Source organism: Erysipelatoclostridium sp. MSK.7.34, from assembly GCF_019041935.1.
GTDB classification, from domain to species: domain Bacteria; phylum Bacillota_I; class Bacilli_A; order Erysipelotrichales; family Coprobacillaceae; genus Thomasclavelia; species Thomasclavelia ramosa.
On the sequence record NZ_JAHPYJ010000001.1, the window covers coordinates 86,059 to 104,127 of the forward strand.

General features: G+C 31.4%; 12 protein-coding genes and 1 tRNA gene. 4 read left to right on the forward strand and 9 right to left on the reverse strand.

All coding sequences use genetic code 11. The annotated features are described in order from the left end of the window. Positions 1 to 3: 3 nt before the first annotated feature. The 7 genes from KTF99_RS00460 to KTF99_RS00490 all read right to left on the reverse strand — a co-directional run bounded on the left by KTF99_RS00460 (position 4) and on the right by KTF99_RS00490 (position 9,720). Positions 4 to 2,613 (reverse strand): cation-translocating P-type ATPase, encoded by a 2,610-nt coding sequence (locus KTF99_RS00460; protein WP_008791465.1) that lies wholly within the window; start codon positions 2,611 to 2,613, stop codon positions 4 to 6. Between the two features lie 248 nt (positions 2,614 to 2,861). Continuing rightward, positions 2,862 to 3,143, reverse strand: coding sequence for a hypothetical protein (locus tag KTF99_RS00465; protein WP_008791464.1), 282 nt, complete (start codon positions 3,141 to 3,143; stop codon positions 2,862 to 2,864). Further along, positions 3,143 to 3,577, reverse strand: coding sequence for a GNAT family N-acetyltransferase (locus KTF99_RS00470; protein WP_008791463.1), 435 nt, complete (start codon positions 3,575 to 3,577; stop codon positions 3,143 to 3,145). The genes KTF99_RS00465 and KTF99_RS00470 overlap by 1 nt, the downstream gene beginning before the upstream one ends. After that, positions 3,577 to 4,530, reverse strand: coding sequence for an aldo/keto reductase (locus tag KTF99_RS00475; RefSeq protein ID WP_008791462.1), 954 nt, complete (start codon positions 4,528 to 4,530; stop codon positions 3,577 to 3,579). Before KTF99_RS00475 ends, KTF99_RS00470 begins: the two co-directional genes overlap by 1 nt. A 28-nt stretch (positions 4,531 to 4,558) precedes the next feature. Beyond that, positions 4,559 to 5,935 (reverse strand): UDP-N-acetylmuramoyl-L-alanyl-D-glutamate--2,6-diaminopimelate ligase, encoded by a 1,377-nt coding sequence (locus KTF99_RS00480; RefSeq protein ID WP_003536630.1) that lies wholly within the window; start codon positions 5,933 to 5,935, stop codon positions 4,559 to 4,561. 131 nt (positions 5,936 to 6,066) lie between these two features. Then, positions 6,067 to 8,664, reverse strand: coding sequence for a cation-translocating P-type ATPase (locus KTF99_RS00485; RefSeq protein WP_217215392.1), 2,598 nt, complete (start codon positions 8,662 to 8,664; stop codon positions 6,067 to 6,069). 186 nt (positions 8,665 to 8,850) lie between these two features. Then, complete coding sequence (locus tag KTF99_RS00490; protein WP_224209014.1) at positions 8,851 to 9,720, reverse strand: diacylglycerol/lipid kinase family protein; 870 nt, start codon at positions 9,718 to 9,720, stop codon at positions 8,851 to 8,853. Positions 9,721 to 9,822: 102 nt separating this feature from the next. On the opposite strand from KTF99_RS00490, the gene KTF99_RS00495 reads away from it, so the two are divergent. Beyond that, complete coding sequence (locus KTF99_RS00495; protein WP_034558831.1) at positions 9,823 to 10,320, forward strand: PepSY domain-containing protein; 498 nt, start codon at positions 9,823 to 9,825, stop codon at positions 10,318 to 10,320. 5 nt (positions 10,321 to 10,325) lie between these two features. Here KTF99_RS00495 and KTF99_RS00500 read toward each other — a convergent pair whose 3' ends face one another. Beyond that, positions 10,326 to 15,623, reverse strand: coding sequence for an EAL domain-containing protein (locus KTF99_RS00500; RefSeq protein WP_029480350.1), 5,298 nt, complete (start codon positions 15,621 to 15,623; stop codon positions 10,326 to 10,328). 121 nt (positions 15,624 to 15,744) lie between these two features. Between KTF99_RS00500 and KTF99_RS00505 the strand changes: the two genes are divergently transcribed. The 3 genes from KTF99_RS00505 to KTF99_RS00515 all read left to right on the forward strand — a co-directional run bounded on the left by KTF99_RS00505 (position 15,745) and on the right by KTF99_RS00515 (position 17,053). Then, entirely contained in the window at positions 15,745 to 16,305 is a 561-nt protein-coding gene (locus KTF99_RS00505) for a hypothetical protein (RefSeq protein ID WP_009300140.1), read from the forward strand. A 50-nt stretch (positions 16,306 to 16,355) separates the two neighbouring features. Beyond that, positions 16,356 to 16,430 (forward strand) — tRNA-Arg (locus tag KTF99_RS00510). A 149-nt stretch (positions 16,431 to 16,579) separates the two neighbouring features. Then, entirely contained in the window at positions 16,580 to 17,053 is a 474-nt protein-coding gene (locus tag KTF99_RS00515; RefSeq protein ID WP_003536622.1) for a pyridoxamine 5'-phosphate oxidase family protein, read from the forward strand. 133 nt (positions 17,054 to 17,186) lie between these two features. Here the strand turns inward: KTF99_RS00515 and KTF99_RS00520 are convergent, their stop codons facing one another. Continuing rightward, positions 17,187 to 18,011, reverse strand: a complete 825-nt coding sequence (locus tag KTF99_RS00520; protein WP_008791445.1) for an undecaprenyl-diphosphate phosphatase — start codon at positions 18,009 to 18,011, stop codon at positions 17,187 to 17,189. Between the last annotated feature and the right edge of the window lie 58 nt (positions 18,012 to 18,069).

An 18,069-nucleotide genomic window follows, 5' to 3' on the forward strand; every position in this document is an offset into this window, starting at 1 on the left:
ATCTTAAGATGGATTATTTTTTCGTCTATCAAAAAATTTTACAAGTTCACAAATCACAGTAGTTGATAAACAAAGTCCTACACAAATTCCCCATTGAACAATGTTTAATGGTTGCAATTTAAAAATCGCACTTAATTCAGGAATTGCTAAAATAATCACTTGTAACAATAACCCTGCTGCTAATGCTCCCCATAAATAAGGATTATTAAATAGTGTTCGATTTAAAATCGAAGCACTACTTTTAACATTAAAAGAATGCACTAACTGACAACCACATAAAGTAATAAAAGCCATTGTCATCCCAACTGTATGATCTTGGTTATTGCCTATTGCATAAGCAATCAACGTTAGCGTTCCGATCATTAATCCTTGCCAAGCAATAGTAAAACCTAAACCATGCGAGAAAAATCCTTCATCTTTTTGGCGTGGTTTACGATGCATTACTGTTGGTTCAGTTGGTTCCATTCCTAATGCAAATGCTGGTAAACTATCAGTAATTAGATTCACCCATAACAAATGGATCGGTAACAATGGCACCCCAAAATTATGTGGTGTTAACAATGAGATCAACGAAGCTCCAAAAATTGTCAATACTTCACCTATATTACTTGATAATAAGAATTGAACATCTTTTTTGATATTATCAAAAATACCGCGACCTTCACGAATTGATGTAATAATTGTCGCAAAATTATCATCTGTCAAAATCATGCTTGCAGCACCTTTTGCAACATCAGTTCCAGTTATTCCCATCGCGCAACCAATATCCGCTGCTTTCAAAGCTGGTGAATCATTAACTCCATCACCGGTCATAGCTACTACTTTACCTTTGGATTTCCAAGCATTAACAATTCGTACTTTATGTTCTGGTGCAACTCGTGCATAAACAGAATACTCTTCAATATGCTCAGCTAGTTCTTGATCTGACATTTTTGCCAACTCACTTCCCATGATTGCTTTTTGACCAGATTCTAAAATTCCAAGACTTCGAGCAATTGCACTTGCGGTAATAACATGGTCACCGGTAATCATAATCGTTCTGACCCCAGCTGATTTAGCTTCTGCCACTGCCTGTTTAGCTTCTTCACGTGGGGGATCAATCATTCCAACCATCCCAATAAAAGTTAAATTATTTTCAATCATTTCACTGGTGAATTCTTGTGGTTCTTCATCCCAATATCTAATTCCTAAAGCTAAAACCCTCAGTGCTTCATTTGACATTGTTTCATTAACTACGCTAACCTCATCAATGTCTAAATTATTGCATCGCGCAAAAATAACATCAGGTCCCCCTTTAGTAATCGAAATAATCTTATCTTCATGTTTAACAAAAACTGTCATCATTTTACGCTCAGAATCAAAGGCCAGCTCATTAAATCGAGGATATAATTCGGCTAAACCATCTTTGGTAAATCCTTTTTCTAAACTAGCTTTAACAAGAGCAGTTTCCGTAGGATCACCAACTGCAACTTCCTTTCCTGCAACAGTAGAAATACTACCATCACTACACAAAGTAAAATAATTCAATAATTGATTAGTCTCTTCACTACAAGTTTCTAATAATTCAATTTTGCGATTATAAAGATATGTTTTTACAACTGTCATTTTATTTTGAGTCAAAGTCCCCGTCTTATCTGAGCATACTATTGAGGTACTGCCTAATGTTTCAACTGCTGGTAAACTTTTAACAATTGCATTCTTTTTAACCATTCGCTGAACACTCAAGGCAAGAACTACAGTAACAACAGTTGCCAACCCTTCAGGAATTGCTGCAACTGCCAATGCAATTGATGTTTTAAAAGCCTCAAGAATTGAGAGACCTTCCAACAGTTCCATTCCAAAAACAACGATACAAATAATAATACAAATAACTCCTATTGTTCTTCCAATTTGATCCAATTGATCTTGAAGCGGTGTATTTTCACGCTTAGTCTGCTGAATCATCGTTGCAATCTTTCCAACTTCATTTTCTTCACCAGTCGTGGTAACAATTGCGATTCCCCGTCCATATGTAACATTACAAGAAGCATAAACCATATTATTTCGTTCTGCTAACGGGATCTCTTCTTTATCAAGAATCGAGCTGATTTTTTCGACAGGAACACTTTCACCAGTTAGTGCACTCTCATCAACTTTAAGGTTAAAACATTCCACTAATCGCCCATCACTTGCAATACAGTCACCCGCTTCAAGCACTAACAGATCCCCTGGTACGACTTGACTGGCATTGATCGTAATAATATTACCCTCACGAATAACCTTAGCTTTAGGACTCGCCATTTTTTGCAAAGCCTCTAGTGCTCTTTCTGCATTATTTTCCTGAACTAAGCCTAAAATTGCATTAACTACTACCACAAAAACAATGATTGCACTATCGATCCATTCAGTTGGTTCAACAATAATGCTGACAACTGCAGCAATAATTAAAATAATCGTTAACGCATCTTTGAACTGCAAAAAGAATCGAACTATAATAGATTGTTTTTTAGTCTGTTCTAATTCATTTGGACCATATTTTGCCAAATTCTCTGTGACTTGCTGTTCAGTTAAGCCACTTTTTAAATCAGTTGAAAATTCCTGGGCTAACTCTTTAATCTCACGATTGTAATACATAAATATCTCTCCTTTTTCTAAAACATTATGCAAAAAACGAGACTATATCGTATTTGCATACAATAAAAGTCTCGTTGTTTAATTACGATACGGATATAAAATAATATCGAGTTGACGGCATCGTAAACCTAATGGCTAACTACTCCCTTTTATATATACTTATTTTATCATTAAGCGTTTTAAAAAGCAACTAATACAATAATTCTTGATCATCAATATTATTCCCAATTTTCCATATTTAATCCTAATTAATGCATATTTCTGCCTCTCCAGCAATCATTAGAACGACTATTACCATTATTAATAACAATAATATTTATTTTTCGACGTTTTTTATATACTTCTAATTTTTCCATACTTGCAATTGCACTTAACCGTTTATGACCATCTTGACAATAAAATTTCCCTTGTTCTAAACTTACTTTTACCGGAAATGACAGTCCAATTCGAACAATCGAATCATACATTCCTTGAGTATAATCCTTTGTTTGAAAAAAAACCTCTGTTATATCTACCTGCTGGATCCTCATCAAATATTCTCCTCATTTAAACTAAAATCACGATAAGTTAAGTCCTCACGCTCCTTAAATCCTTGACTCTGCCAAAAATCATTACCTAGCTGATTGTCCGCAAAAACAACTAAAGCAGTCTTATTAATTCCCTCAGCTTTAACCGCTGACAAACATTCTTTTACTAGCTGCGTCGCAATTCCCTGACCACGATAATCACTTCGCACAGTTGTATGATAAATATAAGCACGGCGCCCATCATTACCAGCAAGGATCACCCCAACAATTTTATTACCATCACTCGCAATAAAGTTTGTTGTCGGATTGCGTTCAAGAAATTTAGCAATTCCACTACGACTATCATCAAGATTTCTCATTCCCATTCCTTTGGTATTCATCCAAAGCTCATACACATCGTCGTAATCTTTAATTGTCATTACTCGTACCACTATCATTACATTTTCTTCTCCCAAAATCCTTTGATTTTTAATTGAAAATTATTACTAAAATATTCTAGTTTATGAATGTCTTCTTCACTCATAGTTATTTTTAAAGCAGCCAAAGCACTATCAATATGCTTAACTTTCGTTACCCCAATAATTGGAACAGTATTTTTTGCCAGAGCATAAGCAATAGCAATTTCAGCAACACCGACATTATATTTTAATCCAATATTTTTCATTTCTAGAATCAATGGTTCAATCTGTTTTAAACGTTGCTTACTAAAAGCCCTGGCACGTCTTGTCCGTTTAGGAAAGGGATGATTATAATTGTAATATCCAGTTAATGCCCCTTGTTCTAAAACCATGTAAGCAAAAAAAGTAATTCCTTGTTCTTCACAATATTTCATAATCCCATTTTCTTCACTGTTACGATATAATAAACTAAAATGATTTTGAATTGCCGCTAATTTAAGACCTGCATTCTTTAAAATTAGCTCTACTTCTTTGATTTGTTTCAAATTATGATTTGAGATTCCACAATATCGAATTTTATTAGCCTTCATTAATGGAATAATTTCTTTAGCCCATTTAGTTACATTGGCAGGTCGATGAATCCAATAAATATCAGTATCTGCTCTTTTCAATCGACTCAGACTAGAATTAAGTGTCCAAGACATTGATTTACGCGGCAGCCAAGATGTCGGCATAAACTTAGTTGAAATAAGAATATCTTCACCGTTAGATAGATCCCCAATTATTTTTTCAGATGACCCTAAACTATAAACAGGCGCTGTATCAAAAAGCGTTAGCCCATTTTTTACTGCATAATGATATATGGGCTTTAATTCTTCAATTCCATGACTAACACCAAAAATAAATTTACTCCCAAATGGTCCTTTTCCCCAAGCCCAAGTGCCAATAGCAATTGGAGGAATAGTCAAATCTTGCATTTCTATCTGTTTCATTTTAACCTCCTTATGAGATAAAGGACGCTTAAAGCGTCCCCTGTTTAGTTATATATTTCATCACTTCTTCTTGATCACTAAAATGATGTTTCCCTGTTTTAGTAATCTGATAATCCTCATGTCCTTTTCCAAGAATCATTAAAATATCATTATGCTTTAATTGTTGCATCCCTTTAATAATTGCCTTTTGGCGATCAACTTCTATTTCAAAATTACTTCCAGAAAGTCCATTAGTAATATCATCTAAGATCATTTGAGGATCTTCACTGCGCGGATTATCACTTGTAAAAATTACATAATCACTATGTTCTAACGCTGCTTTTCCCATAATTGGACGTTTAGTTGCATCACGATCACCACCACAACCAATAATGGTAATAATACGACCATTTTTAAACTCTTCAGCACTTTTTAATACATTGATCACCGCATCGGGAGTATGAGCATAATCAACAAAAATACTATTTGTTCCATATTTAAGCAATTCCATTCTTCCTGCTGGTGCCTTTAATTTATCGTTTAAAGCAAGTATATCTTCGATTTTTACACCTAACTTGTTTACTAATAATAGAGCAATTAAATAATTATAAATATTATATCGCCCCACCATATTTAATCTAGCTTGATATTCATGATTTAAATATTCAAATTTAAATATTGTTCCTAAATGTGAAAAGCTCATTTCTAAAATTTTAACATCACTATCATGTTGACCAATAATGATATTATTGTTTGATTCTAAAACAAAATGCTGGTAATGTTCATCATCACCATTAATAATAGCAATCTTATCATTTCTAGTCTTAGTAAATAGAATCCTTTTAGCATTAGCATAATTTTCTAATGTTTTATGATAGTCCAGATGATCTTGAGTTAAATTTGTAAAAGCCACCTCATCAAATTCTAAACCATGAATCCGATCTTTATCAAGGGCATGAGAACTTACTTCCATGACAAAATACTCTACACCATTTTCCTTAGCTTCTAATAACATATTATAAAGCACATCGACATCAGGAGTAGTATTTACCATCGGCTTTTTCACATCACCATAATAAAATCCGATTGTTCCCATATAAGCAACATTCTTTTTCAACATTTTTAAAATCTGATAGGTCATTAAACAGGTTGTCGTTTTACCGTTAGTTCCTGTTAATCCAATTAATTTTATATCTTTAATCAATGGATAATAATTTTCATATAAATATGTTTTTAAATATTCACGAGTGCTTTCTACGATTATTGTTTCAACCTTGTAACTTCCATGTTCTGCAATAATTTTTGTCGCACCGTTGGCAATTGCTTGTTCAATATAATCATGTCCATCACGCGCTACGTTTGGGATGGCAATAAATGTATCACCTGGTTTAACTGCTCGTGAATCTGTTTTTAAAGCTACTTCCACTTTACTTCACCTCATTTAGTTCTATTATAGTATAAATAAGTCTTTGAAAAAAGAAAAAGGATAGAAAATTTACTTATTTTCTATCCTTATAACTACTTAGTCAATATATCCAACGCATTATTTATATAACTTTAGCGATTTCTAAGATATTTAATAAATTGAATAACTGGTAAATTTGCTAAAGCAAGACCATATACTATCATTAATTGTTCAATATTTAATGTTTGAACTTTAAACATTGATTGTAAAAGCGGCATTGTTAAAACAAGTGTAATTAAAATAAAGCCGACTAAAAATGCACCTTGCAAATATTTATTATTAAAAAATGATTTTTTAAATAATACTGGTGATTTAGATTTACAGTTATAACCATGGACTAGTCTTGAAAGACATAATGTTCCAAATGCCATTGTACTAGCAAGTAATGCACTTTCTTGATAACCGATCATAAATCCAACCATCGTCATTACAGCAATAACAAAACCTTCAATTCCAACACTTGCTAAAAATGGTTTTGTTAAAATAGATTCATTCATTGGCCGTGGTTTTTCTTTCATAACACCTGCATTATGAGGTTCTAGCCCTAGTGCAATCGCTGGCAAACTATCAGTCAATAAGTTAATAAATAACAAGTGTACTGGAGCAAACGGTACTGGCAGAGCCATTATCGAAGCATACAAAACTGCTAATATTCCACCAAAGTTACCTGATAATAAAAACTGAATTGCATCTTTGATATTAGCATAAACATTTCGCCCATTTTCAACCGCTTTAATGATTGTTGCAAAATTATCGTCAGTTAAGACCATTGCAGCTGCATCTTTAGAAACTTCACTTCCGGTAATTCCCATTGCCACTCCAATATCTGCTTGCTTTAAAGCTGGTGCATCGTTAACACCATCACCTGTCATCGCTACAATATTACCCTTTTCTTGCCAAGCACGAACGATCCTTATTTTATGTTCCGGTGAAACTCGCGCATAAACTCGCTTATCTTCAACATATGTTTTTAGTTCTTCATCACTTAAACCATCAATTTCACTACCTTCAACAGCTTGTGAAATATCTGTTAAGATTCCAATTCTTTTCGCAATCGCAGCTGCAGTAATCTTGTGATCTCCGGTAATCATAATTGGAGTGATTCCCGCTTGGAGACATTCTGTTACTGCTGGTGCACTTTCAACTCGTGGGGGATCCATCATCGAAATCAGACCTAAGAAAATCAAATCATTTTCATCATCATAATCTAAACTTTTTTCAGCAGTTAATTTTTTATAAGTTATCGCTAGAACACGTAATCCATTTTGTGAGAATTCCATATTCATCGCTAAAATATCTTCTCTATCTTGTGCCGTTATTGGTACGATTTGATTATTTTTACGAATATATTTAATCCGTTCGATCAAAACATCAACTGCCCCTTTTGTAATCATCGTGTACCCATCTTTTAATAAATGAAGGGTTGACATCATTTTTCGATCACTGTCAAAAGGAATTTCACTTAAACGTGGATATACTGCCCGAACACGACTTGCTGGTACTCCTAAATGAGCGCTTAAATTAATTAATGCCGTTTCTGTTGGATCTCCGATTTCTTGACCATCAACATTTGATGAATCATTACATAAGATACTTAAACGCATCAAATCTTTATGCAAAGGAATACTTGGATCAATCTCACTAGCATCAATTCGTTTTCCTTCAATATAGTAATCTTCAACAGTCATCTTGTTTTGGGTCAATGTTCCAGTTTTATCAGAGCAGATAATAGAAACACTGCCCAATCCCTCAACTGCTTGTAATTTACGAATAATTGCTCCTTCTCGAGCCATCTTTTGAGTTCCAAAAGATAAAACGATTGTTACAATTGAACTTAATGCCTCAGGAATTGCAGCAACAGCTAGTGCGACAGCAAACATAAAGGCATCTCCAACATTACCACCTTGAAGGATATTAATACCAAATAACAATGCACAGAAAACCATTATTATAATTGATAGTTTTTTTCCAAAATTATCCAGATTAACTTGAAGTGGTGTCTTCTTTTCAGAAGTAGATTTCAATAATTGTGCAATTTTTCCTACTTCAGTTTCCATTCCAATTCCTGTTACTAAAAAATTACCACGTCCATAGGTAACAAAACTCCCGGAATAAACCATATTTGTGCGATCACCTAAAGCAACTTCTCCAGTGATTAGATCAGAGCTTTTTTCAACGGCAACACTTTCACCAGTCAAAGCACTTTCATCCACCTTCATACTAGCATTTTCTAAAATACGTCCATCTGCAGGAATAAAATCACCGGCTTCTAAATAAACCTCATCACCGATCGTTACTTCTTTACTGGGAATTTCAATAACTTTTCCATCTCGTAAGACTTTAGCACTTGGTGAAGATAATTCTTTTAAACTATTTAATGATTGTTCTGCTTTGACTGTTTGAATAGTTCCCAAAATAGCATTAATCGTAATAACGATTAAAATAACCAGCGTACTTTCGATATCACCTAATACTCCAGAAATAATAGCTGCAAAAATTAGAATAATTACTAAAAAATCTTTAAATTGTTCTAAGAAAATTACAGGTATACTCTTTCCTTTAGTTTCAATTAACTCATTTAAACCATACTTTTCTTGGTTAGCTTTAACTTGTTCATTAGTTAGTGGCTTTAATGAACCATTTACTCTTTTGCGGACCTCCGTCTTGGCCTCATTGTAGTATTCTTTCATTCATTTTCTCCTTTTCTCAACACAATAAAAGCGAGCCCTTTATTGCATACTTAAAATGCAATAAAAGTCTCGCTATTTCATTACGTTCCGGATGATTTAAAACCATCGTATTGACGAAATCGTAAACACATTGTGTTAGCTACTCCCTTTTATTAACCATAATATTATCCTCTACTCATTCGAAAGTCAATCTTTTTGTCGATATAAAACAATCTTTAACGAATTCTTAACAATTTTAAGATTATAAGTTCCAGACGGATATGTTTCACCATCAATATTGACCTGCTGTCTTGTTTTTAATGTTAAATAAGGTAATTTTTGATGATAATAGAGCTTCCCTTGTTCAAGTTTGCCCGCTAATAGTAATGTTAAATAATAAGGTATGTATCGTTTGTGAAGACTTGAAACAAGATTAATATCAATCATTCCGTCATCAATTTGAGCTTCTTTACCGATTTTAAAACCACCTCCAAAATATTTTCCATTACAAAAAGCCCCGACGATTAAATTCCCTTCATAAAATTTTTTACCATCTTGGAATAAAGCGGTTGGAAACAAACAATACTGAGTTATTCGCCGAACTAATACACTGGCATATTGCAAAGAACGAGGAAGATATTTTATTTGACTATATTTATGAACATTATTTGCAATATCGCTATCAAAAGCACAGCATAAAACATTAATACAATAAATATCATTAGCTTTAATCAAATCAATTTCTGATGCCGCTAACGATAATGATTTCTTTAATAACTTTTCTGGATCATTTTCATCAGCAATCGTACGGACAAAATCATTTCCTGTTCCTGTTGGAATAACTACCAGTTCATTATCACTCCCCACAAGTCCCTGAACTATTTCATGAATCATTCCATCACCACCTACTGCGTAAATTCGGTAATTGCATCCACTATAACTTTTAGCTAAGAGAGTTGCATGGCGTGGATAATGTGTATATTTAATCTCATAACGATATCCCTGCATCACTTTAACGATCATCGCTTCAATATTCTTATTATTTTGATCAGGTTTAATAATAAATATATGTTTCATTCTCTCACCTACTTTAGTATATTCTAACAAATTTTGATAAAAAACGTCATAACTATTATCATCTTTTTTTAAATGTGATAACATATGCTAAAGGAGATTGCTATGAAGAAAATATTACTCATCACTGTTGTGACATCACTAATTGGAGTAACCGGCTGTTCTAATAAAACAATTGCTGAAGATAAAGCTAAAAAAATCGCATTGAATGACGCTGAAGTCAGTGAAGCAAATATTACTTTTACGATTCAAGGTAAAGATCAAAATGGATATCACTATTTGTTTGAAGATGATAATTACACTTATGAATATGAAATTGATATTCATGATGGAACAATTGAGAATAAAGAAATCTTAGTTAAAGAATTTTCTCCTCTCAATGATTATGATAAGATCATCAGTAGTGATGAAGCTAAAACAATTAGCTTAAATTATTTTAATTTCACTGAATCAGATATTAGTAACTTAAACATTGAGTTAGATAATGACAGTAGCAATATCTACTATAACATCAGTTTTACTAAAGATAAGCATCACTACTCCATCAATATTGAAGCTGTAAGTGGGATTCCCACTAATGCTAAAACAACAAAAAGCTCTTAGATTTACTAAAGAGCTTTTTTATTCATATCATCATGATACATCCGATAACTAGCCAAACCATCCTGCTTAGCTTTGTATAAAGCAATATCGGCCTTTTTATAAAGATTATTGAATGTCGTACCATACAAAGGGATCATCACAAACCCAATCGATAATGGAGCCATAATTTGGTACTCCTCAATCAAATATGGTATTTTCATTTGTCTTGTGACATCTTCTAATTTCATTCGGATTGATATTTCATCGATATTGCGACATAGAATCATAAATTCATCGCCTCCGAGTCGACACAAGATATCATCATTTCTAAACATCTCTTTTAATCGTTTAGCAGTTTTAGTAATTATTTTATCACCAATAGCATGACCGTAATTATCATTAATTTCTTTAAAATCATTCATATCCAGCATCAATAATGCTCCGCACGTCATTTCGTTACTAAGCAAGATCTGATTGATTTCATTAATAGCTTTAGACCGATTATATAATCCTGTCAAACCATCATGTTCTGCTTTATTTTTCAAAGCCAATTCTTGCCGTTTTTGTTTATCAATATCAATGACATATAAATAGCAAAAAATATCTTTATTTTCCTGCAGATCAAGAATATGATAAGTTGCCTCCATCCAATAATACTCACCATCAACATATCGTTTATACACCACAGAATTAGTTGTAGTACCTTGTTGATAGCGAGTGAGAATTGCCTCTAATCCTAAGACTTCTTTAACTTTATCCTGATATTCTTTTTGAATAATCTTTTCAGTTATGCTATTGATATAGCTGCTATAACTGCTGTTTATAAAACTTAAATCATCCTCCTGTATATTAGTATTAATAATTCGATTTTGACTTAAATTAATTGACAACTCATAAAAAGATTTTTCTTGTAATGCTTCTAATGTTTTAGCATTTTCTAAATATTTTTGAAATGATGATTTCTCAAGAGTAACATCTTTAAAATAACCTACTAATTTCAAAGGACGGTCACCGTAATCATAAATAGTTTCTCCGACTACTTTGATCCAAATAATTTTACTATTAAGCGTAAGCGGTAATTCATAACTAAATTTATTCTGTACTGTTTGAGCAATCAGCTGTTCCCTTATTTTTTCTTTAGTTTGTTCATTCATTACTTCAATATTATTGATTTTATTTAAATAATTATCAATAATAATATCTTCATTCCTTGGAAGATCTAATATTTGATAAATAAAACTATCTCTCTCTAAATTCATTAAAATCAGCTGCTTTGTTTGATAATCATACTGCCAAATATTTAGATTTGCCATTTTTATAACGCGATCAAGAATTTGTGATGACAGCCAAATCTCCTCTTCTTTTTGTTTCATTGATGTTACATCATTTAATACACACAAATATGTTCGATAACCATTTTCAGTATTTAAATATTTTGTTTTGGAATCCATCCACAATGTTGTTTGTTCCAATTCAAATCGATAAATCGCATTGTAATCTTCTTTATTATCTACCGCTTTGATATAGTCATCTTTAATTGCTGCATAATCATTTTTATTGATCAATCCGCAGTTTCCACCTTTTTTCATTGCTTCGATACACGATTGTTTTGTATATCCATATTTTTCTAAAATACCGATTGAAATCATATTTATTTCTGGATTTTCAAAATTTGGAGGAGCATCTCTCAAACGAATTAAAAAGACTACGGTCATAGTATTATCAATAACTAACTGATTATTTTTTCGTGCATTTACTACCTCGGTAATATTAATAAAGTCACCATAAAAATATGGTCTTCCAGCCTTGTCTTCATAATAACTTGCAATCATTTGAATATAAGCAATACTCCCATTTTTATGTTGAACACGATAGATAACATCTAATGGTCTTTTTTCCCTATAGGCTGCCTCAAATGCTTCATTAACGTAATCAATATCACGTTTATCAATTAAATCATAGCTCCGCTTTGTCAGCTGACAATATTCTTCTTTACAATAACCTAACGATGTTGATAAATTACTGCTAAAAAATTCAATATGATTAGGTGTCATCATAAAAATATCTCCAGGCGAATTATTTACTACTGCCTCCAGATGATTTTTTAGTTCTACACGTTCGGTTATATTAATAACGATTCCACGCCAAATCAGGTTTCCTTGATGAGCAACAAGTTCTAATTGATTAGTTACCCACATATATCCTGTACTACTATTAATTCGATACATCAAATTAATCGATGTACTCTTACCTGTTAATTTATCAGTAATCTTATGACGATCATCAGGATGAATCAATTGTACTAATTGATTGTTATAGCTAGTAATAATTTCCACTTGGCTAAAACCAACAATATTTAAAAAACTTTCACTAAGATAGTCAAATTCTAATTGGCTGTTGTTTTTACAATGAAAATATCCACCTAACGTACATTCATTTAAAAATGAAAGTTGTTGTTTTTGTTTTATTAACTGTTGATTAATTTTTTCTAACTCGATTTTTGATGACATTGTTTCATTAATATCTACAATCGCGCAGATATAAGCTAATAGTCCGTCTTTAGCTTTAACGATTCGCCCTTTTTCTTGAACCCAAAGCCAAGTCTGATCTTTTTTCATAATTCGATATCGAACGGTATATTCAAATCCTTCATCTTCTTCTAATCCAATGGCTGCATATACTGTTTGATGATCTTCAGGATGAATAATGTTAATAATTTGCCCTTTACAAAAAAGATTAAACTCTTCCATTGTAGTAAGGTTAAGTAGACTCAACATTTCCCGATTAATAAAATAAATCGGCAATTCCTTGGTACGATAACATCCTAAAATTCCCGCAGGAACTACTTTTGAAAACATCGAAACTGCTGTTTGACTATCTTGATAATTTAAATAATCTTCTACAGCCGTATCTTCAGGAAAACCTAACAATTGATTGATTGTTTGTTTTGATGCTTTAAGCTCTTGTTCTTGCAAATTATTTTTTGTAACATCGTTCATAGCACCATAAAAAATCAGACTTTTATCTTGTTTTCGTAAGAAAAAAACTCTTAAACTTATCCATGAAACTTTTCCTTTTAATGAATAATAACGAATCGTAGCTTCACTACCACTTATTGGGTTTTGATAAGCTTGATCAAATAAACTAATAAATTCATTTTGATCATCCGGATGTACAAATTCAATTATTCTATCTCGAATATTTTCAAAATCCGCTGGATTAATTTTAGTAATATGATAAAAAATATCATTTACTTTAATTATCGATATTTTATCCTCTGAAACTTGATAAAAAGCAATCCCGCCTAAAATATTATTTAACATTGCTTCACTTGATATATCATTAATAAAAATATCTTGTAATCTAACTTGATCAACCTGCTTTAACATTATCCCTCGATAATCAACAAAGTCAGAATTACTGATAATAGCTTCAAATTCCTGAACTGATAAAGGAGGATAAAAATAATATCCTTGACCATAGATACAGCCTAATTCATTCAACAAATCAATTTGCTGTTTTGTCTCCACACCTTCTGCGATTACTCGTAAACCCATCAATTTAGCCATTTTTACAATTGCCTCTAAAATTCCAATCCCACGCCCAATACTGTCTTCACGTAATTCGAGAAATTTCATATCAATTTTTAAAATATCAACATTTACATCTTTAAGCATATTCAATGAAGAATAACCACTTCCAAAATCATCCATTAGTACAGTAAATCCAGCTAGTCTAAAATCATCTACCACTTTTGAAATAATTTCATAATCACTCGCATATGAGCTCTCAGTAATCTCAATTTCAATTAAATTTACAGGTAGTTTATATTCAGCTACGAGTTCTTTAAATGTTTTTACTACATCAATTGCATAAATATCTGTTCTAGAAACATTAACGGATACTGGTACACCTTGATTTCCTTGATCAAGCCAATTACTCAACAAACGGCAAGTTTCTTGCCAGACAAATAAATCCAAATTTACAATAAATCCATTTTTTTCTAAAATAAAAACAAAATCCCCTGGTGAAATTATTCCCTTGGTTGGATGATTCCATCGCACTAATGCTTCAACACCTACAATTTTTCCATTCAACATATTACATTTTGGTTGGAAATATACCATAAATTCATGGTTATAAAGGGCTTGTTGGGTATCCATTAAAATACTTTGGCTATATTCAAAATCTTGTCTTATATTGCTGTCATAGTAAGCAATTTGTTTTGTATAATTTTCTTTTATTGAACTTAAAGCGATTAAAGCCCGATCATACATTGCTGCAACGTATTCACCATCAATTACAATATAAATTCCAAATTTTGGAAAGAAACCTGGATTAACAGTTACTACTTTTATATGGGCGATTAAATCAGTCAATAATTTATCAATCAATGGTCGTTCATTTGGCATAATGACAACAAAATCATCACCACCAAAATATCCTGCTACTGTTTTAAATTCATTTTGTATCTTTTGTAATTCTAGGCCAATTTGCCCTAATATTTTATTTCCCATTTGACGACCGTACCAGTCATTAAATAATTTAAAATGCTCAATATCTATCGCAATCAAACAATAGTTATCATTATCTCCTTCTTCTAATAAAAATCTTGCCGCTTTCAAAAAACTATGCTCATTTAATAAACCGGTTGTTTGATCATATTCCTTATAGTTTGTACTTTCAACATTTATCGGAGTTAATCCCCCATCTTGAAAAAGGCACATGTAAACAGTATCACTAAATTGTCCTTTACTTATTGCAATCAAAATACCATTGATCCAACTGTATTCACCATTATTTAAAAGTCTCCTAAACCTTCCCATAACTGGCTTAAAATCCCCATGATTATTTTTCATTTTATTAAATAACTGCAAAAAATCATTTTGATCATGTGGATGAATAATTTTCTGAGCGATTTCTCTGATTTGCTTACTAAAACTACCTGATAATGCTGGAATAATATATTTATCTTTACGATAAAATAAAATATTATAAGTATCTCTTGTAAGATTAATTTCTACTAATTCATCATATAATGCTGATTCTAATACAGGACTTACAGAATTAATATTTACTCTTTCAAGTGTATAAATATAGCTGGCTTGATCATTGATTATAAAGTCCTCTTTGATAACTTTAAAATCTGTCTTTTGAATTGTATGATAAGATACTTTATTTATCTCATTTATTACAGCATCCCCTAGTTTTGTTTTATAACCAATTTTTTCTTCATTAAATAAATTTTGATAAAAATCATTCATGTAGACTAGTTTATTATGACAATCAATGATACATACTGCTTTAGCACTAAGACTTACCATACATAATTACACCTACTTTCTCTTTATAACATTTAGGATATTTTACCATATTCTAAGTAATTAGTAGAGAAATTCTGTTAAATTCATCATCATTAGTTAATAATTCAACTGGTGATAAAATATGTTTTATCTATTTAATCTTTTTTTAGGTTTTATTTTTGTTTATCTTGATTTCAATAATATAGATAGCTGCTTGATTAAATATCTAACTATTTTTAATAATTTTCTTTACCTACTCGTTAAATCTGTAAATAAAACAGCTCTTCTAGCAAGTCTATTCACCTGCATTGCTGACTACTTTTTACTTTTCACTAATAATCAGCTTGCTGGAGTACTATGCTTTATCATTGTTCAAAGCAACTATATGAAGCTTTTAGATCAATATACTTTTTTTCCTTTTGTCGCAATACTCTTATGGCCTGTTAATCCTCTTATTGCTTTAGCGTCAAATTATGCATTACTAAGTTTACACAATCTTTATTACAGTTTTAAATCACGTTATCAATCAAAACATCAATATTATTTATTTATAGCAATTTTTCTTTTATTATGTTGTGATTTTTTTGTTGCACTTACTAATATCAATCTACCGGTCCCTGCTGTATTTAGAATTTTGATTTGGATTTTATACTTACCTAGTCAGTTATTCTTCAGTGCTAGTCAAATTATTTCAGAAAAATAGTTTTTTAATATTTATTTTTTAGAGTAATGATGATATAATCATCAAGTACTGTCCTCATAGTGAAATGGATATCACGTAACCCTCCGGAGGTTAAGTTGTAGGTTCGATTCCTACTGAGGATGCCATGAAGTCTATAAACCGCTTTCTAGAGCGGTTTTTATTTTATTCAAAATAATAAATATATTTTCAAATCTAGAAAAAAGACCCATTCAATAAATATCATACTATAACATAAAATTAAACAGACAAATATGATTTTGATAAGGAGAATATTATGAGAAGAAAAGATAGAGAGATTACAGATTTTAATGAAATCATTAACATTATTAAAAAATGTGATGTTTGTAGAATTGCCTTAAATGATAAAGATTTTCCCTATATTGTTCCACTCAACTTTGGATTGGATATCCAGGGAAAAGAAGTATATTTATATTTTCATTGTGCCATGGAAGGAAAAAAATTAGACTTGATTGCGAAAGATAACCGTGTAACATTTGAAATGGATTGTGATCACAATTTTATTCTTTATGAAGAAAGAATGAGCTGCACAATGGGATATGAAAGTGTTATTGGTCATGGTGTTATTGAAACTGTTCCCGACGAGAATAAATATGAATCATTAAAGATTCTAATGCGACAATATCATGCCGAAGATTTTAAATTTAATACCGATATGATGAGGGTTACAACTGTATTAAAAATGACAGTAATAGACATGGTTGGAAAAAGAAGAAATAATATACATTAAAATAATAGAAAAATATAGAATTCAAAAAGTATAAGTTAAAATAGTAAACTTATACTCTTTTACTTTGCTTGATAATAAATTTTCACCTATAAAAAAACTGAAAAGTTGTAACATAGCTACAATCCTTCAGCTTTTAAAATACCATAAAATATATTAAAACAATAATTCCTAAAATGATTCGATACCAGCCAAATGCTTTGAAATCATGTTTTTTAATATAGCTCATTAAAAATTTGATCGTTAACATACTGACCACAAAAGCTACTAGCATTCCAATCACTAATAATAACAATTCTGCTGTTGTAAAAGCAAAACCAAATTTAACTAATTTCAATAAACTGGCTCCAAACATTACTGGAATTGCTAAAAAGAAAGTGAATTCTGCTGCAACAGTTCGACTAACTCCAATCAATAAAGCCCCAACGATCGTTGCTCCTGAGCGTGATGTACCAGGAAATACCGCAGCAATCAATTGAAAGATTCCAATGATCAAGGCTGTATTATAAGTAATTTCACTTAATGAATTGATTTTTGTTTCTTTACCTTTGTTGTAATTTTCAATGAAAATAAACAGAACCCCAAAAACAATCAATGCAATTGCAACTGTCAAAGGATTGTAAAACAACTCATTTAATTGATCATCAAACAAAAGACCTACTACAGCTGCTGGAAGGCATGCAAAAATAATTTTAAACCACATTGAAAAAGTATCCTTCTTTATTCTCCATCTATTTTTATAATCAAAAGGTATCAACTTTTTCCAATAAAGTACAACTACTGCCAAAATTGCTCCTAGCTGAATTACAACTAGAAACATTTCTAAAAAATCAGCACTAACATTTAATTTAATAAATTCATCAACTAGAATCATATGTCCAGTACTACTAATTGGTAGCCATTCAGTAATACCTTCAACAATTCCTAAAATAATAACTTTAATTAATTCAATAATTTCCATACTCTCCTCCACCAATTATACTAGTGCATTATAGCACTATCTTAACTAAATTACATTA